Annotated in this window: 21 protein-coding genes, 2 tRNA genes and 1 pseudogene; 14 read left to right on the forward strand and 10 right to left on the reverse strand. The window is 71.2% G+C overall.

Annotated features, from left to right (window positions below; all coding sequences use genetic code 11):
* Window positions 1-13 precede the first annotated feature (13 nt).
* Window positions 14-1,141 carry a TOMM precursor leader peptide-binding protein gene (locus ADL29_RS01280; RefSeq protein WP_211274224.1) on the reverse strand — a complete coding sequence of 376 codons (1,128 nt, stop codon included), beginning with the start codon at window positions 1,139-1,141 and terminating at the stop codon, window positions 14-16.
* A 197-nt stretch (window positions 1,142-1,338) separates the two neighbouring features.
* Here ADL29_RS01280 and ADL29_RS01285 point away from each other — a divergent pair, with 197 nt between their 5' ends.
* From ADL29_RS01285 to ADL29_RS01300, 4 genes are all read left to right on the forward strand, one after another.
* Entirely contained in the window at window positions 1,339-1,965 is a 627-nt protein-coding gene (locus tag ADL29_RS01285; protein ID WP_107094862.1) for a M48 metallopeptidase family protein, read from the forward strand.
* 108 nt (window positions 1,966-2,073) lie between these two features.
* Complete coding sequence (locus ADL29_RS01290) at window positions 2,074-3,816, forward strand: TerD family protein (protein WP_053921937.1); 1,743 nt, start codon at window positions 2,074-2,076, stop codon at window positions 3,814-3,816.
* Window positions 3,817-3,830: 14 nt separating this feature from the next.
* Window positions 3,831-4,514, forward strand: coding sequence for an AIM24 family protein (locus ADL29_RS01295; protein WP_046926105.1), 684 nt, complete (start codon window positions 3,831-3,833; stop codon window positions 4,512-4,514).
* A gap of 20 nt (window positions 4,515-4,534) precedes the next feature.
* The gene (locus ADL29_RS01300; protein WP_053921938.1) at window positions 4,535-5,293 is read left to right on the forward strand and encodes an AIM24 family protein; all 759 of its coding nucleotides are present in this window, start codon (window positions 4,535-4,537) and stop codon (window positions 5,291-5,293) included.
* A 108-nt stretch (window positions 5,294-5,401) separates the two neighbouring features.
* Here ADL29_RS01300 and ADL29_RS01305 read toward each other — a convergent pair whose 3' ends face one another.
* Window positions 5,402-5,932: an NUDIX hydrolase gene (locus tag ADL29_RS01305; protein WP_053921939.1), complete on the reverse strand. Its 531-nt coding sequence runs from the start codon at window positions 5,930-5,932 to the stop codon at window positions 5,402-5,404.
* Window positions 5,929-7,395, reverse strand: a complete 1,467-nt coding sequence (locus ADL29_RS01310) for a zinc-dependent metalloprotease (RefSeq protein WP_053921940.1) — start codon at window positions 7,393-7,395, stop codon at window positions 5,929-5,931. The genes ADL29_RS01305 and ADL29_RS01310 overlap by 4 nt, the downstream gene beginning before the upstream one ends.
* A 190-nt stretch (window positions 7,396-7,585) precedes the next feature.
* On the opposite strand from ADL29_RS01310, the gene ADL29_RS01315 reads away from it, so the two are divergent.
* The 4 genes from ADL29_RS01315 to ADL29_RS01330 all read left to right on the forward strand — a co-directional run bounded on the left by ADL29_RS01315 (window position 7,586) and on the right by ADL29_RS01330 (window position 10,829).
* Window positions 7,586-8,737, forward strand: a complete 1,152-nt coding sequence (locus ADL29_RS01315) for an SDR family oxidoreductase (RefSeq protein ID WP_078970644.1) — start codon at window positions 7,586-7,588, stop codon at window positions 8,735-8,737.
* Window positions 8,738-8,842: 105 nt separating this feature from the next.
* Entirely contained in the window at window positions 8,843-9,316 is a 474-nt protein-coding gene (locus ADL29_RS01320; RefSeq protein ID WP_046926101.1) for a molybdenum cofactor biosynthesis protein MoaE, read from the forward strand.
* A 121-nt stretch (window positions 9,317-9,437) separates the two neighbouring features.
* Window positions 9,438-9,620, forward strand: coding sequence for a hypothetical protein (locus ADL29_RS01325; RefSeq protein ID WP_046926100.1), 183 nt, complete (start codon window positions 9,438-9,440; stop codon window positions 9,618-9,620).
* A gap of 99 nt (window positions 9,621-9,719) precedes the next feature.
* Window positions 9,720-10,829 carry a YlbL family protein gene (locus ADL29_RS01330; RefSeq protein ID WP_053921941.1) on the forward strand — a complete coding sequence of 370 codons (1,110 nt, stop codon included), beginning with the start codon at window positions 9,720-9,722 and terminating at the stop codon, window positions 10,827-10,829.
* A 27-nt stretch (window positions 10,830-10,856) separates the two neighbouring features.
* Here ADL29_RS01330 and ADL29_RS01335 read toward each other — a convergent pair whose 3' ends face one another.
* Window positions 10,857-11,411, reverse strand: a complete 555-nt coding sequence (locus tag ADL29_RS01335; protein WP_053921942.1) for a PPA1309 family protein — start codon at window positions 11,409-11,411, stop codon at window positions 10,857-10,859.
* Window positions 11,412-11,547: 136 nt separating this feature from the next.
* Between ADL29_RS01335 and ADL29_RS01340 the strand changes: the two genes are divergently transcribed.
* From ADL29_RS01340 to ADL29_RS01355, 4 genes are all read left to right on the forward strand, one after another.
* Window positions 11,548-14,445, forward strand: a complete 2,898-nt coding sequence (locus ADL29_RS01340) for a UPF0182 family membrane protein (RefSeq protein ID WP_078970697.1) — start codon at window positions 11,548-11,550, stop codon at window positions 14,443-14,445.
* Window positions 14,446-14,571: 126 nt separating this feature from the next.
* A tRNA-Met gene (locus ADL29_RS01345) sits at window positions 14,572-14,645 on the forward strand.
* A gap of 216 nt (window positions 14,646-14,861) precedes the next feature.
* The gene (locus ADL29_RS01350) at window positions 14,862-16,712 is read left to right on the forward strand and encodes a tetratricopeptide repeat protein (protein ID WP_211274225.1); all 1,851 of its coding nucleotides are present in this window, start codon (window positions 14,862-14,864) and stop codon (window positions 16,710-16,712) included.
* Window positions 16,713-16,839: 127 nt separating this feature from the next.
* Window positions 16,840-16,913: transfer RNA gene (locus ADL29_RS01355), tRNA-Met, on the forward strand.
* Window positions 16,914-17,080: 167 nt separating this feature from the next.
* Here the strand turns inward: ADL29_RS01355 and ADL29_RS01360 are convergent.
* Window positions 17,081-17,503 (reverse strand): Fur family transcriptional regulator, encoded by a 423-nt coding sequence (locus ADL29_RS01360; RefSeq protein ID WP_046926095.1) that lies wholly within the window; start codon window positions 17,501-17,503, stop codon window positions 17,081-17,083.
* A 160-nt stretch (window positions 17,504-17,663) separates the two neighbouring features.
* Here ADL29_RS01360 and ADL29_RS01365 point away from each other — a divergent pair, with 160 nt between their 5' ends.
* Entirely contained in the window at window positions 17,664-19,127 is a 1,464-nt protein-coding gene (locus ADL29_RS01365; RefSeq protein WP_053921945.1) for a catalase, read from the forward strand.
* A 144-nt stretch (window positions 19,128-19,271) separates the two neighbouring features.
* On the opposite strand, the gene ADL29_RS01370 is transcribed toward ADL29_RS01365, so the two are convergent.
* Both ADL29_RS01370 and hisN read right to left on the reverse strand, forming a co-directional pair.
* Window positions 19,272-19,673 (reverse strand): CBS domain-containing protein, encoded by a 402-nt coding sequence (locus ADL29_RS01370; protein ID WP_053922217.1) that lies wholly within the window; start codon window positions 19,671-19,673, stop codon window positions 19,272-19,274.
* 188 nt (window positions 19,674-19,861) lie between these two features.
* Entirely contained in the window at window positions 19,862-20,665 is an 804-nt protein-coding gene (gene hisN, locus ADL29_RS01375) for a histidinol-phosphatase (protein WP_053921946.1), read from the reverse strand.
* Window positions 20,666-20,883: 218 nt separating this feature from the next.
* Between hisN and ADL29_RS40325 the strand changes: the two are divergent.
* A pseudogene (locus ADL29_RS40325) lies at window positions 20,884-21,456 on the forward strand (TetR/AcrR family transcriptional regulator); the annotation flags it as partial.
* A 39-nt stretch (window positions 21,457-21,495) separates the two neighbouring features.
* Here ADL29_RS40325 and ADL29_RS01385 read toward each other — a convergent pair.
* From ADL29_RS01385 to aroA, 3 genes are all read right to left on the reverse strand, one after another.
* Window positions 21,496-21,819, reverse strand: coding sequence for a DMT family transporter (locus ADL29_RS01385; protein ID WP_046926090.1), 324 nt, complete (start codon window positions 21,817-21,819; stop codon window positions 21,496-21,498).
* 141 nt (window positions 21,820-21,960) lie between these two features.
* On the reverse strand, window positions 21,961-22,968 hold the full coding sequence (gene rsgA, locus ADL29_RS01390; RefSeq protein WP_053921948.1) for a ribosome small subunit-dependent GTPase A: 1,008 nt from the start codon (window positions 22,966-22,968) through the stop codon (window positions 21,961-21,963).
* 13 nt (window positions 22,969-22,981) lie between these two features.
* A complete protein-coding gene (aroA, locus tag ADL29_RS01395; RefSeq protein ID WP_053921949.1) occupies window positions 22,982-24,355 on the reverse strand; it encodes a 3-phosphoshikimate 1-carboxyvinyltransferase in 1,374 nt (457 codons plus the stop codon).
* Window positions 24,356-24,360 lie beyond the last annotated feature (5 nt).

Here is a 24,360-nt window from a genome sequence, read left to right on the forward strand (position 1 = left end):
CGGGGTTACTCCGTCATTGTGGCGTCTCGTATTCGAAAATCCGAGGCGCCCGCTCCATCGATGAGGCGGAGGCACCGCAGCCGCATTCGGGATGCGGCGCGATCACCGCTGTGCGCACGCTCGCACACGGCAGGGCGAGCTCCATCCGCGCCCCTGTGCAGGGCGGGAGTTCACCGTCGAGGAACGTCAGTGCCTGTACGGCGGCGAGCCCGGCCACCGTCGCCGCCAGCGCGGTGTCGCAGGCCGGCACCGCCCGGGACGCGCGCCCGGACCGCCACTGGGCGAGCAGCCGCGGCCAGGCCGGCTCCGCATCCGTACGCCGTAACTCATCGCAGCGCGCGCACGCCGAAGCGCCCGGGACCACCAGCGGACCCACCACACCCGTGCCCTCGATCACCCCGGCGTAAAGATGCGGGATGCCGGCCGTGACCAGCGGCGCGGAGCGAACCGGGTCGGGGGCGTATGCGCCGAGGCCGTCGCGCGGGGCGAGCACCACCAGGGACAGTCCGGCCTCGCCGGAACCGCTCCCCGCGCCCCGCGGACGTGGGGCGCGGCTCCAGGGCGAGGACTGCCGCACCAGCTGCCGCGCGGAGACATCGCGCCGCTCACCGATCCGCTCGGCAGACAGCCCGCCCGGTGTGACGTCCCACGCCGCGACAACGCCGCCGTCCAGCACCTCCACCCCGCCGATCCCCGCGGCCGACAGCTGCGCCGCGACCGCGGCCCCCACCCGGCCCGCCCCGCACACCCGCACCCGGACCGCCCGGCGTGCCCCCATCCGCCCCAGGGCGCCCGCGGCTTCGGGATGCCGTACCGACAGCGACGCCAGATCCGCCCGCAGCCGGTCGAACCCCGGGCCGTCCGCCCGCACGGCATCGGCCGCCGGGCCCCCCGCCGCCGGGGTCTCCAGCAGCCCGGCCGCGCCGAGGCGTGCGACCACACCCCGCGCGTGCGCGGGCCCGAGCCTGAGCGCCCCGGCCGCCCTGACCAGCTGCCGTATGCTCCGCGTGCCGTCGATCAGGTCCAGAAAGCAGCCGGTCGCGGGGCCGACCGGGCCCACCACCTTCGCATGGGCCGGCGCCACACCGATCCGTACCGTTTCCCTGTCCCGCCAGCCGCGCCGCAGCGCGGGCTTGAGCATCGGATGCACGATCCGCCCCCGTCGTCCGTCGTCCTGCCCTCAGCATGCCGTGGATGCGGAACCGGCGGGGAGTTATCCACAGGCCGCGGACAGGGTGCGGTGTTGGTCATACCGGTCGTGCACGCCATGGGGTGTTTCGGTGGCGAACCGTCCGGCGGGCGGGACTTCGCGCAGTGCCAGCGGGTAACGTCGGGCGCGTGCCCGCCGACCCCTCCCCACGCGGCTCCGGAGAGACCCCCCTGCGCCGCGCCGCAGACACCTCGCGAAGGGCTGCCCCGAGCCCGGAGGCCCGACGGCCGGCGACCAGCGCGGTCGAGGTGCGCCGCAGCTCACGGCGGCGCAGAACGGTCTCCGCGTACCGCGAGGGCGACCGTACGGTGGTCCTGATCCCGGCCCGTATGTCCGAGGCCGAGGAACGGCGCTGGGTCGTCGTCATGCTGGACAAGCTGGCCGCTCAGGAAAGCAAACGGATCCTGGGCGACGGCGAGCTCGCCGACCGGGCCGAGCGGCTGTCCGGGCAGTTCCTCGAGGGCCGGGCCCGGCCCGCGTCGGTGCGCTGGGTGACCAACCAGAACACCCGCTGGGGCTCGTGCACCCCGGCCGAGGGCAGCATCCGTCTGTCGCACCGGCTGCAGGGCATGCCGGAGTACGTCATCGACTACGTCCTGCTGCACGAGCTCGCGCATCTCCTCGTCCCCGGCCACGGCCCGCGGTTCTGGGAGCTGTTGGAGTCCTATCCGCGTACGGAACGGGCCCGTGGCTATCTCGAAGGCGTGGTCGCGGCCGACAGGTTGCCGCATTTGCCCGCCGCTCGCCGTGAATGACCCGCGCCCGGTGAGCCGGCCGGTGCCCCGGCATCGCCCGCTGTCGGTGACAGCGGTTAGCCTGGCGCGAGACGAACTCACAGCGGGAGCGGGGGACGGTCGTAACGTATGGCCAGGGAATTCCAGCGCGGCCACAAGGCCAAGATCAGTGACCTGACCGGGGGCACGGATCTGTACGTCGGCGTGCAGATCGGCGGTCCCGGGCTGACCTTCGACATCAGCTGTTTCGGTCTGGACGCCGCGGAACGGCTGTCCGACGACCGTTACTTCATCTTCTTCAACCAGCCCAAGTCACCCGAGGAGTCCATCCAGCTGCTCGGTGCGCAGGCCGGCGACGCCGAGTCCTTCCGGGTCACCCTCGACAAGATCCCGCCGCACATCCAGAAGCTGTCCTTCACGGCGGCGCTCGACGGCGCGGGCCAGGTCTCCCAGATCGGCCCCGGCTACATCCGGATCGTGGCCGGCGGCGAGGAGGTCGCCCGCTACTCCTTCAACGGCAGCGAGTTCTCCACCGAACGCGCCGTGATGCTGGGCGACTTCTATCTCAAGGACGTCTGGCGGTTCGCCGCCGTCGGCCAGGGATTCGACGGCGGCCTGGAGGCGCTGCTGAAGAACTTCGGCGGCGAGGTCGCCGAAGAGGCGGCGGCCCAGCCCGAGGCGCCCGCCGCGGCCCAGGCCGCACCCGGTTTCGCGCCGCCCGGCGGCGGAGCACCCGCGCCCGCACCGTCCTTCGGCGCCCCCGCCCCGGCGGCCCCCGCGCCCGCACCGGCTCCCGCTCCCGTGGCCCCGCAGCAGCCCGCGCCCGACTTCGGCCCGCCCCAGGGTGCGCCCCCGGCCGCCCCGCAGCAGCCCCAGCAGCCGGTCGCCCCCCAGGTGCACAACGCCCCGACCATCGCCGCGCCCATGGTCCCGCCCGGTGGCCAGATGCCGCCGCCGCCCGGAGTGCCCGGCCAGCCCGGACCGCAGCAGCCGTACGGCCAGCCGGCGCCCGGCGGCTACCCCGGCCAGCAGGCCCCGCAGGCCCCGCAGGCACCGCCGTACGGCCAGCCCGCGCCCGGCCAGCCGGCCCCCGGCCAGTTCCCCGGCCAGCAGGCCCCCTACGGCCAGCCCGCCCCGTACGGCCAGCCGGGCCAGCAGCCCCCCGGCGTCCCGTACCCGGGCCAGGCCCCCGCCGCTCCCCAGGGCGGCGGCCCCGGCCTCGGCGTCGTACTGGACAAGTACAAGGAAGCCCCCAACGGCCAGCGCTGGACCCCGCAGAACGCCAAGCTGATCCGCGTCGACCTCGGCGTCGACGGCCAGCCGGTGCTCGCCAAGCAGGGCAGCATGGTCCTCTACCAGGGCAAGGTCGACTTCGGCTACAAGGGCGCCGGCTTCCGCGGCCGGATCACCGGCAACGCCACCGGCCAGGAGATGCAGCTGATGCGCTGCACCGGCCAGGGCCAGGTGTTCTTCGCCGAGAACAGCGCCCATGTCCACCCCATCGAGCTGCAGGGCGACGCCATCTGCGTCTCCGCCGAGGCCGTGCTCGCCTTCGACGAGTCGCTGCAGCACGAGGTCCGCCGGATCGAGGGCCACGGCATCCCCGGCGGCGCCCTGTTCACCATGCAGTTCCAGGGGACCGGCACCATCGTCGTCAAGACCCAGGGCACGCCCGTCGTGCTGCCGGTCACCCCGACCACCTTCGCCGACGCCAACGCCATCGTGGCCTGGTCCGCCGCCTCCCAGGTGATCATTTCCAGCCAGGTGAGCGTGCGCCGGCAGGCCTACCCCGGCCACTCCGGCGAGACCGTGAACCTCCAGTTCCGCGGTGCGCCCGGCAACTTCATCGTCGTCCAGCCCTACGAGGTCTGAGGGAGCCCGTAATCATGACCCAGCAGCAGCTGTCGGGCTACGCCCCGACCCCGCCCGCCGCCCGCATGGAGAACCACGGCAACGCCATGGTGAAGATCGCCATGCAGAGCGGCCAGGACGTCTTCGCCCGCACCGGCTCGATGGTCGCCTACGAAGGCTTCGTCCAGTACGAGCCCAACCCGCCCGCAGTGCGCCAGATGGCCTCCCAGTGGCTCACCGGCGAGGGCGCCCCGCTGATGAAGTGCTCCGGCGACGGCCTGCTCTTCCTCGCCGACTACGGCGCCGACGTGGTCTGCATCAACCTCAACGACGACGCGCTCTCCGTCAACGGCACCAACATCCTGGCCTTCGACGCCCACCTCCAGTGGGGCGTGCAGCGCGTCAAGGGGATGGCGAAGTTCGCCGGCCAGGGCCTGTTCAACGTCGGCATCGCCGGCACCGGCTGGGTCGCGCTGACCTCCCGGGGCACACCCATCGTCGTCGACTGCGGCCGCGGCGAGGACGAGACCTATGTGGACCCGGATGCCCTCGTCGCCTGGTCCACCAACCTGAAGATGAAGGGCAAGCGCAGCTTCAAGGCGTCCTCGATGATCGGGCGCGGCAGCGGCGAGGCGTACCAACTCGGCTTCTCCGGCCAGGGGTTCGTCGTCGTCCAGCCCAGCGAGGACAGCACCGACCGGCTCCGGGCCCGGGGCTGAGGGGGAGGACCGAAACCGTCATGCAGAGTCCGCTTTTCGCCTTCACCGAGACACAGACCCAGGACCGCTACGCCCTGCAGAACGAACAGCTGCTGCGGGTCACCCTCGAGGGCCACGAGGACCTCCTCGCCCGTAAGGGCACCATGGTCGCCTACCAGGGACTGCTCGAATTCGAGGGCAACTACCAGACCCAGGGGCAGCACCACGCCCGTGCCATGTCCGGCGAGGGCCTCGACCTCATGCGGGTCTCCGGGCAGGGCACGGTCTACCTGGCCAACCTCGCCCAGTACATCCATGTCGTCGACGTCGACCACCAGGGCCTGACCGTCGACGGCAGCTACGTCCTGGCGCTGGACTCCGCCCTCCACTGGGATGTCGTCTCCATCGACAGCCAGTACGGCATCTCCGGCACCGGCAAGTACCAGCTCAACATCTCCGGGCAGGGCAAGGTCGTGCTGATGACCTCCGGCCAGCCGCTGATGATGCAGGTCACGCCGGACAAGTACGTCAACGCCGACGCCGATGCGGTGGTCGCCTGGTCCAAGTCGCTGCGGGTGCAGATGCAGGCGCAGACGCACTCCTCCGGTGTGTGGCGGCGGCGCGGCAACACGGGCGAGGGCTGGGAGCTCAGCTTCCTCGGGCAGGGGTACGCGCTGGTGCAGCCCAGCGAGCTGCTGCCGCCGCAGAACGCCGTGATCGGTTCCGGTATGGCCGCCCAGTTCGGCATGGGCCAGCACGGTGCCCACGGAGCCAACCAGGGCAACATCTTCACCAACTGACCCGCCGCGGACAGACATCCGGCGCCCGTCCCGGGAAGGGACGGGCGCCGGACGCGTAAGACCGCTGCCGGTCGGCTGCCGTTCAGAGCAGTGCGCGGGTGCGCACTGCTACAGGAGCGCGCGAGTGCGCTCCACGAGCCGCACCACCGACCCGTCGGCGACGGAGGCCACCTCGTCGTACGGGAACCAGCGCACATCCAGCGACTCGTCGCTGACCGCCGTCACCGCGCCCGCGGGCGCCAGCGCGGCGTACTGCACGTCCAGATGCCAGGCGCAGGGCGTGTGATGCCGGTCCAGCCGCACCGGACCGCCGGGCAGCAGCGTCAGCCCCTCGGCGATCCCGGACTCCTCGCGCGCCTCACGCAGCGCCGCGTCCGCCAGAGAGGCGTCCTCCGGCTCGCAGTGCCCGCCCATCTGGAGCCACATCTCCAGCTTGCGGTGCAGCGTCAGCAGCACCCGTCCGCCGGCCGGATCGATCACCAGCGCGCTCGCCGTGATGTGCCCGTCCTTGCACGGCTTCCACATACCGTCCTGATGGGCGGCGAGATGGTCGAGATATGCCAGCCGCAGCCGTTCCTGATCCGCCGACGGCGCGGGCCACTCCTTGAGCACCCGCGCCGCGTCCTCGCGCAGACTCACTTGTCGCCGTCACCCTTGCCGTCACCGGAGTCCGTCTCACCCTCGGCGGGCTTGCCCGCATCCGGAGTGCCCGCATCCGGCTTTCCGCCGCTCGCGGCCTCGCCCAGCATCTTGTCGAGCTCGGAGAAATCCAGCTGCTCGTGGTGGACAAAAGCGTCCGGATCATCCAGGTCGGCCGCCGTCGGCAGCATGTCGGGGTGCGCCCACAGGCCGTCGCGGCCGTCCAGACCCCGGGCGTCGGTCAGCAGCGCCCACAGCCGCGAGGCGTCCCGCAGCCGCCGCGGGCGCAGCTGGAGGCCGATCAGCGTGGAGAAGGTCTGCTCGGCCGGTCCGCCGCTCGCCCGGCGGCGCCGCAGCGTCTCGCGGAGCTTGTCGGCCGACGGCAGATGCGGCTTGGCGGCGGCGTGCACCACCGCGTCCACCCAGCCCTCGACCAGCGCCAGGGCGGTCTCCAGACGGGCCAGCGCGGCCTTCTGCTCCGGGGTGTCCTCGGGCTGGAACATGCCCTGCTGGAGGGCGTTCTGCAGCTCCTCGGGATGCTGCGGGTCGATCTGGCCGACCACGTCCTCCAGCTTGGTCGTGTCGACCTTGATACCCCGCGCATAGCCCTCGACGGCACCGAACAGATGCGAGCGCAGCCACGGCACATGGGCGAACAGCCGCTGGTGGGCGGCCTCGCGCAGCGCCAGATACAGCCGCACCTCCTCCTCCGGGACGCCCAGGCCCTCGCCGAACCCGGCGATGTTCCCGGGCAGCAGCGCCGCCTTCCCGGCCGGGCCCAGCGGCAGCCCGATGTCCGTGGACCCCACGACCTCACCGGCCAGCACGCCCAGCGCCTGCCCGATCTGGGTGCCGAACATCGCGCCGCCCATGGAGCGCATCATGCCGAGCAGCGGACCCGCCATGGCCTGCATCTCGCCGGGCAGCACATCGCCCATGGCCGCCCCGACGCGCTCGGCGAGCGGGTTGACCAGGTCCTGCCACACCGGCAGGGTCTCCTCGACCCACTCGGCGCGGCTCCAGGCCACCACCGTGCCGGACCCCGACGGCAGCGACGTCACACCGTCCAGCCACAGGTCCGCCAGCCGGACGGCCTCCTCGACGGCGGAGCGCTCGCCCGGCGACAGGCTCGCGTCCTTGCTGCCGTCCTCGGCGCCCTGCGCGACGGTCTGCCGCGCGATGTCCTTGGCCATCTCCCAATTCACCGGGCCGCCCTCGTACGAGAGCATCTGCCCGAGCTTCTGGAAGGCGGCGCCCAGATCGCCAGGGTTCATTTCGCCGCCGGGGCCGCCCATGCCGCCGAAGAGCGCCGCGAACGGATTGTCCGCGCCGCCGCTCCCGCCGCCGAACCCGAAGGGGTCCGCGGGGCCCTGGCTACCTCCCTGGCCGCCCTTCTTCTTGCCGTTGTCGCCGTCCTCCGGCTCCTCCGGCGGAAGGCCGAATCCAAATGGGGTGTCACTCACGGGTTTCCTCGGCTCGTAGGGCCACCGGCACAGGGCCGACGGCGGCTGCCCGACATCACCTCCAGCGTAGACACCCCGCCCGCTTCGGGGCTCGGTGCTTCGCCGGAGCGGTGCCTGCGGCAGGATGGACGCACCTGGTACGTACGCGTCATGTCGCGTGCGTACTGAATTCAACCGCTGGAGACGCCCGGTGAGTTCCCCAGATCCGACCGTTCGCGCAGCGCGAAACGCTGCGGCCAAGCCCGAGCCGGCCGGCGACGGCACAGGCGGCGCCACGGACCGGCCGCTGCGGCGGCCCGTCGTGGCCGTCACCGGAGCCGCCTCCGGGGTCGGCGCGCTGCTCACCCGTGCCCTGGTGGCATCCGACGAGATCAAGCAGGTCGTCGCCATCGACGAGCGGCGCGGCGACGTCGCCGAGGCCCACTGGCATGTCCTCGACGTCCGGGACCCGGCCATTGCCGACAAACTGCGCGGCGCCGACGTCGTCGTCCACCTGGCGCTCGATCTCGACCTGGAGACCGACGCCGCCGCCCGCACCGCCTACAACGTGCGCGGCACCCAGACCGTCCTGACCGCTGCCGCGGCCGCCGGCGTCCACCGGGTGGTGCTGTGCACCTCCGCCATGGTCTACGGCGCGCTGCCCGACAACGATGTTCCGCTGGCCGAGGACGCCGAGCTGCGGGCCACCGCGGACGCCACCGGTGTCGGCGACCTCCTGGAGATCGAGCACCTGGCCCACCGGGCGCCCCGCGCCCACCCCGGCCTGAACGTCACGGTGCTGCGCCCGACCGTCCTGGTGGGCGGCACCGACACCGCGCTGACCCGCTACTTCGAGTCGCCCCGCCTCCTGGTCGTCGCCGGATCCCGCCCCGCCTGGCAGTTCTGCCATGTCGAGGACCTGGTCAGCGCCCTGGAGTACGCCGCCCTGGAGAAGGTCGACGGCGAGCTGGCGGTCGGCTGCGACGGCTGGCTGGAACAGGAGGAGGTCGAGGAGCTGTCCGGGATCCGGCGCATGGAGCTGCCGTCCTCGGTGGCCCTGGGGGCCGCCGCCCGGCTGCACCGCATCGGGCTGACCCCGTCGCCCGCCGGGGACCTCGCGTACACCATGCACCCCTGGGTGGTCAGCGGCAGCCGACTGCACGAGGCGGGCTGGCGGCCGAAGTGGACCAACGAGGAGGTACTGGCCGAGCTCCTGGAGGAGGTCTCCGGGCGGCACACCGTCGCGGGCCGACGCCTGGGCCGCAAGGACGCGACCGCCGCCGGTGCCGCCGGCGCCACCGTCGCCCTCCTGGGCACCGCCGCACTGGTCCGCCGCGCCCGCAAGGCCCGCCGCCGTATCTGATCGCGGCCGGCCGGTCCGCACCTGTGCGAGCCTCCATACGCCGACCTGTACGCCCGGTGGAATCGGCCATTTCCGCGCGTGCCCCCGGTGCGGCACGATGGGGGCATGTCAGCCGATACACCAGCCACCGGCCGCGACCACCCCGGCGAGCGGGCCGCCGCGGACCCGATCCGGCTCATCGCGCTCCGTGACACCGCGCTGTCCGTGGACGAGGTCTTCGCGGCCGTCGGGGACGCCGCGGCGGGCGGCACGGCGCTGTTCGTCGGTACGGTCCGTTCGCACGACGGCGGTGCGGACGTCGAAGGGCTCGGCTACTCTGCGCACCCCTCGGCCGAGGCGGAGATCCGCCGTATCGCCGAGAAGGTGGTCGCCGACTACCCCGTCCGGGCGCTGGCCGCCGTACACCGAGTGGGTGATCTGGCCATCGGCGATCTGGCGGTCGTCGTGGCGGTCTCCTGCCCGCACCGGGGCGAGGCGTTCGAGGCGTGTCGCAGGCTCATCGACGACCTCAAACACCAGGTTCCCATCTGGAAGCACCAGACGTTCACTGATGGTGCAGAGGAGTGGGTAGGGGTTTAACGGGGGCGCCGGCCGCCATTGCTCCGGTTGCGTAACCCGCCCCCTGGCGTAAGCGTTGACCTATCGGATGGTTAATCTGCTAATCGTCGCTTGCGGTCGTACAAGGGGTTGGGAGGTCGCTGTGGGTGCGCTCCTGTGGTTGCTGGTTCCGGTTCTGGCTGCGCTCATCGCCACGGTGTGGAGCACCTGGACCCAACGAACCCGCAAATCCGGGGACGGCGCGGAGCTCGCCGGCTACGCCCGGTTCCGTGAGGCGATGGAGCGAGAGCATTCCGCTTCCGACCCCGCCTCGGACGCCGCCTGACCCTCTCCGGGCATACGCACCAGCAACCGCCGCCTGTGCCCGTCCCCTTACGGACGGCCCCGCGGGCCGGTTGTCATACTCGTCCCGTACTGTCGTTCCATGCCACGCCGCACCGCCACGCTGCTCGCCTCGACCCTGATGCTGATAGCGCTGCTCTGCGCGGGGGTGCTGATCCCCGTGCCGTATGCCGAGATGTCGCCCGGGCCGACCGTGAACACCCTCGGCGATCATGACAACGAGCCGGTGCTGCAGATCTCCGGACACCCGACGTATCCGGAGCACGGCCAGCCGACCGGGCATCTCAACATGACCACGGTCCGGGTCACCGGCCCCGACTACACCATGAACCTCTTCGAGGCGTTCGCCGGCTGGCTCGACCACGACGCCACCGTGGTGCCGCACAAGACGCTCTACCCCGAGGGGCAGACGGCCGAGCAGGCCGACCAGGAGAACGCCGAGGAATTCAGCCAGTCCCAGGAGAGCGCCAAGGCCGCGGCGCTGGGGCAGCTGCACATCCCGGTGGGGAGCCAGACGGTGGTGGCCTCCGTCGTGAAGGACAAGCCGGCCGACGGGCTGCTGCACGCGGGCGATGTGATCAAGGCGGTGGACGGCAAGCAGATCAAGGCGGCCGGCGATGTCGCCAAGCTCGTCACCCGGCACAAGCCGGGCGAGAAGACGGTCTTCACGGTCATCCCCGCCAAGGTGGCGGCCGCCACGGAGAAGAAGGGCAAGAAGCCCGCCGGCGGGCAGAAGCAGATCGCCATCACCACGGCCAAGGCGGACGACGGCCGGGCCGTCGTGGGCATCCAGGCCGGGGTGGACCACATCTTCCCGTTCCCCATCGACATCAAGCTGGCCGATGTCGGCGGGCCCAGCGCCGGTCTGATGTTCGCGCTCGGCATCGTCGACAAGCTCACGCCCGGGAACATGACCGGCGGCAAGTTCGTGGCCGGTACGGGCACGATCGACGACAAGGGGAATGTCGGCCCGATCGGCGGCATCTCGATGAAGACGGTCGGCGCCCGGGACAACGGCGCGCAGTTCTTCCTGACGCCCAAGGCCAACTGCGCTGCCGCCGCCAAGGACACTCCCAAGGGCCTGACCCTGGTGAAGGTCGGCACCATCGGCGACGCCGTCAAGGCGCTGAAAAAGATCAGTTCGGGAGACACCGCCGGCCTGCCGAGCTGCAGCCCGGCAGGCCGGTCGTAGGGGGCACCCCAAGGGTGCGGTGGGGGCCTACGCCTCGAAGGTCGCCGACAGCGCGTCCGCGAGGCCCGGCACCAGGGCGGAGCCGGTGAGCACCTCGGACGTGGAGTCCTTCTCGCGCAGCCGCAGCGCCGATTCCCGCTTGCCGTCGCGCAGTACGGCCACGGTCATCCGGACCTCCTGGCGGTCCGGGTGCTCGGCGACCCACTTGGCGAGCTGGGCCTCGTCCATGCCCTCGGGCACGGAGTCCTCGGCGGACGGCGGCAGCATCAGCCGCTCCACGGTCAGCGCGCAGCCGGTGACGGCGTCCGGCCAGGCGATGGTGGCGAGGAACTCGTCCAGCGGGGCGCCGGCCGGGATCTCGTCCTGCTCGACGGGGGTCAGGGAAGCGGTGGTGGAGTCGTCGATGCCGAGCTGGGCGGCGAGCGAGGGCTCCTGCTCGCGCAGCTTGGCGGTGTCGACGAGGGCGAACAGTCGGGCCGGCTGGTCCCAGCCGAGCCCGGCGGCGTACTCGTCGATTTCGAGTACCGCGCGGGTCAGCGGGTCGCCGGCGAGGGGGGTGCCGTCAACGGGGAGGTTGGTCATGCCTCACATCGTGCCTTGTCCGTCCCGGAAATCGGGAACCGAGTAAAGCCTTCGTAAGTTGCATCACTGGGTCCTACTATCGCCGGGCCTGTTCCACACAACAGCGAACTTCGAGGTGCGCACCTTGGCTTTCCAGATGCCGGACCGCGGCTCCGGCCCTTCCGGGCCACGGATCAGAGTCGGCCGACCGTCCAGGCGGGCCAGGACCCTCCTCATGACGTTGGGCGCACTGGCCGTGCTGGCCATGCTCTTCGTGATGTTCTCCGGGTTCTGGACCGACTGGCTCTGGTACCGCTCGGTCCATTACTCCTCGGTCTTCACCACCACTCTGTGGACCAAGATCGGTCTGTTCTTCGCCTTCGGCGCCGTGATGGCGGTCGCCGTCGGCGTCAACATCTGGCTGGCACACCGGCTGCGACCGCCGCTGAGCGCGATGTCCATGGAACAGCAGAGCCTGGACCGCTACCGGATGGGCATCGCGCCCTTCAAGAAATGGGCCCTGATCGCGATCACCGCGGTGGTCGGGCTGATCGCGGGCGCCTCGGCGTCCGGTGAGTGGCGCACCTGGCTCCAGTGGGTCAATGGTGTGCAGTTCGGGCAAAAAGACCCGCAGTTCAAGTTGGACGTCTCGTTCTACGCCTTCGATCTGCCCTGGTACCGCTTCCTGCTGAGCTTCGGCTTCGCCTGCGCGGTGCTGTGCCTGGTCGCCGCCGCCCTGACCCACTACCTCTACGGCGGGCTGCGGGTGACCAGCCCCGGCTCCCGCGCGACGGCGGCCGCCACCGGTCATCTGTCGGTGCTGCTGGGCCTCTTCGTCTCGCTCAAGGCCGTCGCGTACTGGCTCGACCGGTACGGCCTGGCGGTGAAGTCCAGCGGTCTGAAGTCGGCCGACAACTGGGTGGGCCTGCGCTATGTGGACGCCAACGCCTATCTCCCGGCCAAGACCATCCTGTTCTTCATCGCCGCGATCTGCGCGGTGCTGTTCTTCGCGACCCTGTGGCGCCGCACCTGGCAGCTGCCGGTGATCGGCTTCGGCCTGATGGTGCTCTCGGCGGTCCTGATCGGCGGGCTGTATCCGGCGATCGTCCAGAAGTTCCAGGTGCAGCCCAACGAGGCCAGCAAGGAAGCGCCGTACATCAAGCAGAACATCAAGGCGACCCGGGACGCGTACGACATCCAGGACTCCGAGGTCAAGGCGTACAAGGGCAATTACAAGCCCGCCGACAAGGAGGACAGCCAGCGGCTGCGGGACGAGGCCGGCAGCACGGCCAGCATGCGGATGCTGGACCCGAATGTGGTCTCGCCGGCCTTCCAGCAACAGCAGCAGGTGCGGGCCTACTACCAGTTCCCGTCCACCCTCGACGTCGACCGGTACAAGGACAAGGACGGTGCCGAGCAGGACACCGTCATCGGTCTGCGCGAGCTGAACATCGCCGGTATCCCGGACCACAACTGGATCAACGACCACTTCAAGTACACCCACGGCTACGGTGCGGTCGCCGCGAAGGGCACCGAGACCGACGCCGGCGGTGCGCCGGTGTACAGCGAGTCGGACCTCCCGGCCAAGGGGCACCTGGGCACGTACCAGCAGCGGGTGTACTACGGCGAGAAGACCACCCAGTACTCCATCGTCGGCGGTCCGCAGAAGGAGCTGGACTACTCCGACGACAAGGGGGAGAAGAGCTACCGCTACACGGGCAAGAGCGGGGTGAACCTCGACAACCCGGTCAACCGCGCCGCGTACGCGGTGGCGTTCGGGGAGCCGCAGATCCTCTACTCCGGTGCGATCGGCAAGGATTCGCGGATCCTGTACAACCGCACCCCCAAGGAACGGGTCGAGGCCGTCGCCCCCTGGCTGACCATCGACGGCGACGCCTATCCCGCGGTCATCAACCACCGCCTGCAGTGGATCGTGGACGCCTACACCACCAACAACGGCTATCCGTACGCCTCGCGCACCACGCTCGGCGACACCACGGCCGACTCGCTCACCGACGGGCAGCGGGCGGTGGTGGCCCAGCAGAACCAGGTCAACTACATCCGCAACTCCGTCAAGGCGACGGTCGACGCCTACGACGGCTCGGTCAAGCTCTACCAGTGGGACGAGAAGGACCCGGTCCTCAAGACCTGGATGAAGTCCTTCCCGGGCACGGTCAAGAAGAAGAGCGAGATCAGCCCCGATCTGAAGGCGCATCTGCGGTATCCGCAGGACCTGTTCAAGGTGCAGCGGCAGCTGCTGACCACGTACCACGTCACCGACCCGGGCACGTTCTACTCCGGTTCGGAGCGCTGGCAGGTCCCGAGCGACCCGACGAACAAGTCGGGCAACGCCGTGCCGCCGTACTACCTGAGCATGAAGATGCCGGACCAGAAGGGCCAGGCCTTCTCGCTGACGACGACCTTCACGCCCAGTAAGAAGGACAACCTGGGCGCGTTCATGGCCGTCGACGCCAATGCGACGAGTCCCGACTACGGCAAGATCAGAGTGCTGAAACTGCCCGCGCAGACACCGGTGCCCGGTCCCAAGCTCGCGCAGTCGAACTTCAACTCCGATCCCACGATCGCCAATGAGCTCAACATCCTCAAGAAGGGCGATTCGGAGATCGAGTACGGCAATCTCCTGACCGTGCCGCTGCGCGGCGGGCTGCTGTACGTCGAACCGGTCTATCTGCGCGGCGCCGGCACCAACTACCCGTTGCTGAAGAAGGTGTTGGTCAGCTACGGCGACAACAAGCCGGTGCTGGGGGACTCCCTCGACGATGCGCTGGATGTCGTCTTCGGCAAGAAGGCGCCGGGCACGGGCACCAAGCCGCCCGGCGGCGGGACGGGCGAGGAGCCGCCGGCCAACCAGACGGTGCAGCAGGCCTTGAACGACGCCGAGAAGGCTTACGAGGACGGCGAGAAGGCCCTCGAGCGCAAGGACTTGGGCGCGTACGACGCGGCCAAGAAGAAGCTCAAGGCGGCGCTGGACCGGGCGGCCAAGGCGTCCGAGGAGGCGAAGTCGTCGCGCAAGGGCGGCACATCGGGCGACTGAACCGCCCGGCCGAAGGGCCCCGCGTCAACTGCGGTCCGTGCGGCCGCCGGTGAATATGCCGGTCGGCCGCACGACAGCGGTGGCGAAACGCCCCACCCGCATCGTGATAGCGTGAGGACACAACGACGCGGGGTGGAGCAGCTCGGTAGCTCGCTGGGCTCATAACCCAGAGGTCGCAGGTTCAAATCCTGTCCCCGCTACGGAAGATGAAGGCCCGGATCTCAGGATCCGGGCCTTCGTCATGTGTGATGTGGGCGTTTTCGGTAGGTGCTGGGCAAGGCCGCGTCGAACGACCGATGTGGCGAACCTGTGTGCTTGAGTTTGACAAGTCGCCGTGTCGGGAAGTCGACAAACCGCTGAAGTGACCTCACTGGCTGCGGTATACCAGGTGTACGCGGGTTACAGGTGATGCGACGATGGCTGTTATGGGGGACAAGGCAAGGTTGTTGGAGACGGACCGGTTTGTGCATGCGCCCGACGACGGGCGCGAATCCGAGGTGCCGATGGATGCGATGGAGGCCGCGGAGGCCGGCGAAGCATCCGAGGCGGTCACCGAGACCGGCCACCGCCGGGCCGCCGAGGCGGGTGACACCGCCGCGATGAGCGCGCTCGGCGCGATGCTGCTGCGCCGCGGCGACCTGGACGGCGCCGAGCCGCATCTGCGCTCCGCCGCCGCGGCCGGCGACCGCGCCGCGGCCAACAACCTCGGCGTACTGCTCCACCAGCGGGGCTACGGGGACGAGGCGGCCGGCTGGTGGCGGATCGCGGCCGTCGCCGGTTCCGCCGCCGCGGCCCACGCCCTCGGCCGGCACTACCGCGAGCGCGGCGACGAGCCGGCCGCCGAGTACTGGCTGCGCCAGTCCGCCGAATCCGGCCACTGCCTGGGCGCGTACGCCCTCGCCGACCTCCTCGAGCACCGCGGCGACATCGGCGCCGAGGGCTGGTTCCGCGCGGCCGCCGAGCGCGGCCACCGCGAGGCCGCCTACCGCCTCGCCCGGATCATCGAGGACGGCCGTGAGGGCGACCGCCGTACGGTGCCCGCCTACGGCGAGCTGACCCGGCAGGCCGAGGCCGAGCAGTGGTACCGCCAGGCCGCCGCGCGCGGCCACCGGCGGGCGGCCCTTCAGCTGGGCGCGCTCCTGGAGGACCGGGGCGACATCCAGGAGGCGGGTCGCTGGTACCTGTCCGCCGCCAAGGACGGCGAGGCACGGGCCGCCTGCGCGCTGGGATTCCTGCTGCGCGACGCCGGGGACGAGGAGAGCGCCGCCGAGTGGTGGCGCCGGGCCGCCCAGGACGGCGACGGCAACGCCGCCAACGCCCTGGGGGCGCTGCACGCCGACCGCGGTGAACTCCAGACCGCCGAGCGCTGGTACCGCGTCGCGCTGGACGCCGGCGACGTCAACGGCGCCTACAACATCGGCCTGCTCTGCGCCGAACAGGGCCGGGCCGAAGGCGGCGAGCAGTGGTACCGCCGCGCCGCCTACGCCGGGCACCGCGAGGCCGCCAACGCCCTCGCCATCCTGCTGCTCCAGCGCGGCGACGCCGCCGGCGCCGAACCGTGGTTCTCCAAGGCGGCCGAGGCCGGCAGCGTGGACGCCGCCTTCAACCTCGGCATCCTCTTCGCCGGGCGCGGCGAGGAGCGCACCGCGCACGCCTGGTACGAGCGGGCGGCGGCGGCCGGGCACACCGAGGCGGCGCTCCAGGTCGCCATCGTGCAGCTGCGCGACGGTGAACTTCAGGACGCGGAGCGCAATCTGCGCTGTGCGGCCGGCGGCGGCAGCGCCGAGGCGGCCTTCCGGCTCGCGGATCTCCTGGACCGCAGGTCCGCGGCGGCGGGCGAGGGGCTGGCGGACAGCGACCGGACCGCGGAGGACGAGAGCACCCAGTGGTACGAGCGAGCCGCGCGGCAGGGGCACCGCCGCGCCCAGGTCCGGGTTGGCATGTTCGCGGCGGCCCAGGGCGATGTGGTCGAGGCCGCGTCCTGGTACCGCGCGGCGGCGGAGGCCGGCAGCCGTAACGGCGCCTTCAACCTCGGCCTGCTGCTGGCCCGGGAGGGCAGCCTCCCCGAGGCCGCCATGTGGTGGCAGCAAGCCGCCGAGGACGGGCACGGCCGCGCGGCGCTGCGCCTGGCGCTGCTCGCCGCCCGGCGCGGGGCGCTCGCCGAGGCGCAGAGCTGGTGTGCGCGCGCCGTCGAGCTGGGCCCGCCCGAGGTCGCCGAGCGCGCCGCCCGGCTGCGTACGGTGCTCCAGGAGGAGCTCAGCGCGTAGTGGCGCCCCGGGGGCCAGGGCCGGGGCCATGAGCCCGGTCCTGGGCCGGTCCCACGGGCCGGGCCCAGGGGTCGGGAAAGGGATTTGCGCTGGTCGTCGGCGCGGGGTTAGAGTAAGGGCACAACGACGCGGGGTGGAGCAGCTCGGTAGCTCGCTGGGCTCATAACCCAGAGGTCGCAGGTTCAAATCCTGTCCCCGCTACTGAAGGCAAAGGCCCGGATTCCTTGAGGATCCGGGCCTTTGTCGTGCTTGCGTTTCCCTCCGCCGATGGCCGGATGGTGTCGCTCACCGACGAGGTGACGGGCCGTCAGGCGGGCACGCGAAGGAGCCCGCCGCCATGGAGGGCGCGGGCTCGGGTGTCCCGGAGCTCAGGAGTGATGGCCGCTGCAGTGGGGGCAGATGCCCCGGTAGGTCACCGTGACCTCGGAGATGTCGAAGCCGTAGCGCTCCGGCTCGGGGAGGGCGGAGAGCGGATCGCCCTGGACGTGGACGTCGCGGATCGTGCCGCACCGGGAGCAGACGAGGTGCTGGTGATCGTGATGGGCGTTGGGGTCGTAGCGCTTCGCCCGGCCGTCCGTGCTCACCTCGAGCACCTCGCCGAGTGAGACCAGCTCGCCCAGCGTGTTGTAGACCGTGGCGCGGGAGATCTCGGGGAGCCGCTCGGTCGCCAGGGCGTGCACTTCGTCGGCGGTGTAGTGGACGTGGTCCCCGTCGAGGACCTCGGCGACGACGCGTCGCTGCGCGGTCAGCCGCCAGCCGCGTCCCCGGAGCCGTTCCAGCAGGTCACTCATGCCAATCACCTATCAGTCAGATAAGGCCAGGGTAGCAGCGACCCGTCCTTCACCGGATCGGGTACGAGTTTCGGGTACTTCTTGACTTAGACAATGTCCAATGTAGGATCGTGACCGGCGCAAGCCAAGGGACAGGTGGAGATCACTTCAGGAGGCGCACGTGTCGGTAGAGAGCAGCACCGGACCGCTGACCACGGAGACCGGGGCCCCGGTCGCGGACAACCAGAACAGCGAGACGGCCGGCATCGGCGGACCCGGCCTCATCCAGGACCAGCTCCTGATCGAGAAGCTCGCCCACTTCAACCGCGAGCGCATCCCGGAGCGCATCGTGCACGCCCGCGGCGCCGGTGCGTACGGCACCTTCACGGTGACCGCGGATGTGACCCGGTACACCCGCGCCAAGTTCCTCTCCGAGGTCGGCAAGCAGACCGAGACGTTCCTGCGCTTCTCGACGGTCGCGGGCAACCTGGGCGCCGCGGACGCGGTGCGCGACCCGCGCGGCTTCGCCCTGAAGTTCTACACCGAAGAGGGCAACTACGACCTCGTCGGCAACAACACCCCGGTGTTCTTCATCAAGGACGCCATGAAGTTCCCCGACTTCATCCACACCCAGAAGCGCGACCCGTACTCCGGCTCGCAGGAGGCGGACAACGTCTGGGACTTCTGGGGCCTGTCGCCCGAGGCCACCCACCAGGTGACCTGGCTGTTCGGCGACCGCGGCATCCCGGCGTCGTACCGCCACATGAACGGCTACGGCTCACACACCTTCCAGTGGAACAACGAGGCGGGCGAGGTCTTCTGGGTCAAGTACCACTTCAAGACCGACCAGGGCATCGAGAACCTCACCCAGGACGAGGCCAACAAGCTCGCAGGTGAGGACCCCGACAGCCACCAGCGCGATCTGCGGACGGCCATCGAGCGCGGCGAGTTCCCGACCTGGACCGTGCAGGTGCAGATCATGCCGGCGGCCGAGGCGGCGAACTACCGCTTCAACCCGTTCGACCTGACCAAGGTCTGGCCGCACGAGGACTACCCGCCGATCGAGATCGGCAAGCTGGAGCTCAACCGCAACCCGCAGAACATCTTCGCCGAGGTCGAGCAGTCGATCTTCTCCCCGCACCACTTCGTGCCGGGCATCGGCCCGTCCCCCGACAAGATGCTCCAGGGCCGCCTCTTCGCCTACGGCGACGCCCACCGCTACCGCGTCGGCATCAACGCCGACCACCTGCCCGTCAACCGCCCGCACGCCACCGAGGCGCGCACCCACGGCAGGGACGGTGCGCTCTACGACGGCCGCCACGGGGGACGGAAGAACTACGAGCCCAACAGCTTCGGCGGGCCCGTCGAGACCGGCCGGCCGCTGTGGCAGCCGGCCGCCGTCACCGGCGCCACGGGCGAGACCGCCGCGCCCTCGCATGCCGAGGACAACGACTTCGTCCAGGCCGGCAATCTCTACCGCCTGATGTCGGAGGACGAGAAGGACCGCCTGATCAGCAACCTGGCGGGCTTCATCGCCCAGGTCTCCCGCGACGACATCGCCCAGCGCGCGATCGAGAACTTCCGCAAGGCGGACGCAGACTACGGCAAGCGGCTCGAGGCCGCGGTCCAGGCCCTGCGCGGCTAACGCCGCCCCCTTTTGCGGCTGAACCGCCGCCGCTCTCGCGGACGTGGTTGCTCGCCGTGGGGGTTGCTCAAGCGTCGCTGCCGTAAAAGCGAAGAGGCCGGATGCCAAGGGGCTCCGGCCTCTTCGTGGTGCCCGGATGAGGGCTCAGGCGGGGACGGCGTCGGCCCGCACCAGTACGGTCGACCGGCAGCGCATGATGTCGCGTACGGACACGACGCCGACCGGTTCGCGGTCGTCCAGCACGATCAGATGGCGGAAGTTGCCGCGCACCATGGCATCCGCGGCGTCGTCGAGGGTCCAGTCCGGCGCGGCGAAGACCACGTCGGAGGTGGTGTGTAGCTGGGCGGTCTCCCGGTCGGGGTTCTCGCCCGCGCCGAGGGAGTTGAGGATGTCGCGCTCGGTGAGAATGCCGAGCCCGCTGGTATCGGGGTCGAGGACGACGGCCGCGCCGACCCGGCGGGCCGCCATCAGCTGTGCGGCCTGGCGGAGGGTGTGAGCGGGCCCGATGGTGAGGACCACCGTGCTCATGGCGTCTTTGACGAGCATGGGCATGGAGCGGAGCCACCTCCTTGAAGCATGTGCCTTGCGCATGCGCCTTGTGAATCCGCCTTGCGAACGGATTCACAAGTTCACAAACGGGGGGATTCTCATGTTCACATGCCTTCGCCCGGCACAACAAGATGCTTCAAGGGGCAAGTGCTGGACGCCTGTCCGAAAAACTGCCCCTTCGCAGGTCAGTGACGCGCGTCGCCGATATAGGTCAGCAGATCCTCGTGCAGCAGGCCGTTGGACGCCGCCGCGTTCCCGCTGTGCGGGCCCGGCTTGCCGTCCAGGCCGGTGAACTGCCCGCCCGCCTCCTGGACGACCACCGCGCAGGCCGCCATGTCCCACAGCGACAGCTCCGGTTCGGCGCAGATGTCCACCGTGCCCTCGGCGACCATCATGTACGGCCAGAAGTCGCCGTACGCCCGGGTGCGCCAGCAGTCCCGGCTCAGATCGAGGAAACCGGGCAGCTTGCCGCGCTCCTCCCAGCCGGTCAGCGAGGAGTACGCGAACGACGCGTCCTGGATGCGCCCGACCTGCGAGACCTGCAGCCGGGTGGCGGAGGTCAGGCTGCGGCCCGTAAAGGCGCCCAGGCCTTCGGCGGCCCACCAGCGGCGGTTGAGGGCCGGCGCGGAGACGATGCCGACCACCGGGCGGTCGCCGCCCTCGCCGCGCTCCATCAGGGCGATCAGTGTGGCCCAGACCGGGACCCCGCGGACGTAGTTCTTCGTGCCGTCGATCGGGTCGATGATCCAGCGGCGCGGCCCGGCGCCCTCGCTGCCGAATTCCTCGCCCAGCACCGCATCACGCGGCCGGGCCCGCTGGAGCTGGCTGCGGATCAGCTCCTCGGCGGACTTGTCCGCCTCGCTCACCGGCGTCATGTCCGGTTTGGTCTCGACCTTGAGGTCAAGGGCCTTGAACCGCTCCATGGTGGCGGCGTCGGCGGCGTCCGCGAGGACATGGCCGAGGCGGAGATCATCGTGATAGTCGGGCATGTGCGAACAGTATCTACTGGTATACGCGGGAGCCACCTGGCCATGCCCGGCCCGCGCGCGGGGTCATTCCACTGGCCGCGCAATCGCCGCCGGGCGACCCCCGCGCGGCGCACGAAGGACGTGACGATGGGGTGTGCGACGACCCTTGACAGCCCCTGGTGCCCCGTCAATTCTGTGCGCACGACGGCCCTTTGGGCCACCTGCCGGGGAGGCGACGGATGCCCGCAGCGAGGGAGTGCCTGCTGGACGCCGCGTACACGGAGCTGACGCGCCGGGCGTGGGCCGACGTCCGGATGGTGGACGTCGCGGCCGCCGCCGGGGTCTCCCGGCAGACCCTCTACAACGAGTTCGGCAGCAAGGAGGGGCTGGCCGGTGCGCTCGTACGGCGGGAGACCGACAACTATCTGGCGGGCGTGGAACGGGCACTGACCCGGCGGCCCCCGGTCGGCGCCGGCGGCGACGCGGCGGGCCGGGTGGTGGCCGCGGCCGCCTGGACGGTCCGTACCGCACGCAGGAATCCGCTGGTCAGGGCCGCTTTGACGGGCTGCTGGGGCGGCCGGCTGCCCACCCCGCCGCGGCCGCGGCCCGCCGAACTGGTCGGCTGCTTCTGCGACCGGGCCGTCGCCGCACTGGAGCCGGACTGGCCCGAGGAGGAGCTGCCCGCCCTCGGCACCGCCTGCGAGACCGCCGCCCGGCTGGCCCTGTCCTGCGTCGTCGCCCCCGCGGGCACAGCGGACCGGACCGGGCCGGAGGCGGTGGCACGGCTCGTGCGGGGGGCGTTCGTACGGGTGCGGGGCGGGGAGCCGGGGACACCGCCGGGGCGGTGTGGCTCAGTGGGCGGAGCCGGACAGCTGCAGTCCGATGATGCCGACGATGACCAGGCTGATGGAGACCAGCTTGAGGGTGGAGACCACATCGCCCAGGAAGACCATGCCGTAGATCGCGGTGCCGGCCGCGCCGATGCCCGTCCACACGGCGTAGGCCGGGCCGACGTCGAGCCGGCGCAGCGCCAGCGTCAGCAGTCCGAAGCTGCCCAGTGCGAAGGCCGCGAAGGCGATGGTGGGGAAGAGGCGGGTGAAGCCGTGGGAGAGCTTGAGGCAGACCGCGAACCCCGTCTCCAGGATCCCCGCCACCACGACCAGCAGCCACGCCATGTCCCATTGCCTCCGTCAGGTCGCTGACCACTTCGGCCCGGTGACGCCCAATGGCCGTGTGGCCGCCCTTTTCGCCTGTTCTTCCGCCGTCTCGGGGCGATTATGCAGTTACCCCGGACGGGCGGCAGCCGATTCGCGGGATCAGTCGCCCTCGCGTCGCTCCCGGGTGGCGAGCAGCCGCCGCAGGGAGTAGAGGCGGGCCGGATCGGCGTGCCCCTCGGCGACCCACTCCTCCAGCGCGCAGTCCTTCTCGTCGTGGCTGCAGGCGCGCGGGCAGCCCTCGGTGCCCGGCTCCAGGTCGGGGAAGGCGTGGATGACCCGCGAGGGGTCGACGTGGTGCAGCCCGAAGGACCGTACGCCTGGGGTGTCGATCACCCAGCCCGAGTCGTCCGGCAGCGGCAGCGCCAGCGCCGAAGTGGTGGTGTGCCGGCCCCGGCCGGTGACCGCATTGACATGCCCGGTGGCCCGGCGGCGCTCCGGGACCAGGGCGTTGACCAGCGTGGTCTTGCCCACCCCGGAGTGCCCGACGAAGGCGGTCATCCGGCCCGTCAGCTGCTCCCGGACGCGTTCGGCGGCGCTGCCGTCGGCGAGTTCCTCGCGGTTGGTGACGACGTACGGGACGCCCAGCGCGCCGTACGACTCCAACAGGGTGTCGGCGGAGGCCAGATCGGACTTGGTCAGGACGAGGAGCGGATCCAGACCGGCGTCGTACGCCGCGACCAGACAGCGGTCGATCAGACGGGGGCGCGGCTCGGGGTCGGCCAGCGCGGTGACGATCGCCAGCTGGTCGGCGTTGGCGACCACCACCCGCTCGTACGGGTCGTCGTCGTCGGCCGTACGGCGCAGCGTCGAGGTGCGCGGTTCGACCCGGACGATCCGGGCGAGGGTGTCCTTGGCGCCGCTCAGATCGCCGACGACGGCGACGCGGTCGCCGACCACCGCGCTCTTGCGGCCCAGTTCGCGGGCCTTCATCGCGGTGACCGTGCGGCCCTCGACCAGACAGGTCAGCCGGCCGCGGTCGACGGTCAGGACCAGGCCCTCGCCCGCGTCCAGATGCTTGGGGCGGATGTTGGTGCGAGGGCGGTTGCCCTTGGGGTTGGGGCGGACACGGATGTCGTCCTCGTCGGGGTTCTTGCCGTAGCGGCGCATGGCGGCGTAACCCTCAAGCTCTCCGGGCGGGGACGGCGGCCGGGTCGAGCATGGCCGTCCACATCGCGGGGAAGTCGGGCAGGGTCTTGCCGGTGGTGGCGACGTTCTCCACCTCCACGCCCTCGACCGCCAGGCCGATGATCGCCGCGGCGGTGGCCAGACGGTGGTCCTCGTAGGTGTGGAAGATGCCGCCGTGCAGCGGGCGAGGCCGGATGTGCAGGCCGTCCGCGGTCTCGGTGACATCGCCGCCGAGTTCGTTGAGCTCCTTGGTGAGCGCGGCCAGCCGGTCGGTCTCGTGCAGCCGCAGATGCGCCACGCCGCGCAGGGTGGACGGGGAGTCCGCCAGGGCCGCGACGGCCGCGATGCCCGGGGTCAGCTCGCCGACCTCGCCCAGATCCACGTCGACGCCGTGGATCTTGCCGCTGCCGGTGAAGGTCAGCCCGTGCTCGGTCAGCTCGCAGGAGCCGCCCATGGCGGTGAAGATCTCGCGCAGCGCGTCACCGGGCTGGGTGGTGTGCTCGGGCCAGTCCGGGACGGTGACCCGGCCGCCGGTCACCAGGGCGGCGGCCAGGAACGGCTGGGCGTTGGACAGATCCGGCTCGACGACCAGATCGCGCCCGAGCAGCGCGCCCGGCGTGACCCGCCACACATTGGGCTCCCCACCGGACTCGGGGGTGTCCACCTGCGCGCCGACGCTGCGCAGCATGTCGACGGTCATCCGGATGTGCGGCATGGACGGCAGCGCCGCGCCGACGTGGCGGACCTCCACGCCCTGGTTGAAGCGCGGGGCGGACAGCAGCAGGGCGCTGACGAACTGGGACGAGGAGGAGGCGTCGATCTCGACCGCGCCGCCCTCCAGGGCACCGCCGCCGTGCACCGTCATCGGGAGCGCGCCGCGGTTGTCGTCGTCGATCCGCGCGCCCAGGGCACGCAGCGCGTCGATGACGCCGCCCAGCGGACGCTCGTACGAACGGGGGTCGCCGTCGAAGCGGATGGGGCCGTCGGCGAGCGCGGCGACCGGCGGCAGGAAGCGCATAACCGTTCCGGCATTGCCGACATCCACGGTGGCCGGGCCGTGCAGCCCCGCCGGGATGATGCGCCAGGCCTCGCCGCCGCCGGGCAGCGCGTCGGCGCCCGCGGAACCGGCCGAGCTGGAGGAGGCGGTCTCCTCGATGCCGACGCCCATGGTGCGCAGCGCCTCGGCCATCAGGAGGGTGTCGCGGGAGCGCAGCGGGCGGCGCAGCCAGCCCGGCTCGGAGGAGAGGGCGGCCAGGACCAGGCCGCGGTTGGTGACCGATTTGGAGCCGGGCACGGTGACGGTTGCATCGACGGCCCCCGGGGCGAGCGGGGCGGGCCACAGGGCAGGGAGTGCGGGGCTCTCGGTCATGCCCT

The organism is Streptomyces chattanoogensis, from assembly GCF_001294335.1.
Classification (GTDB): Bacteria; Actinomycetota; Actinomycetes; order Streptomycetales; family Streptomycetaceae; genus Streptomyces; species Streptomyces chattanoogensis.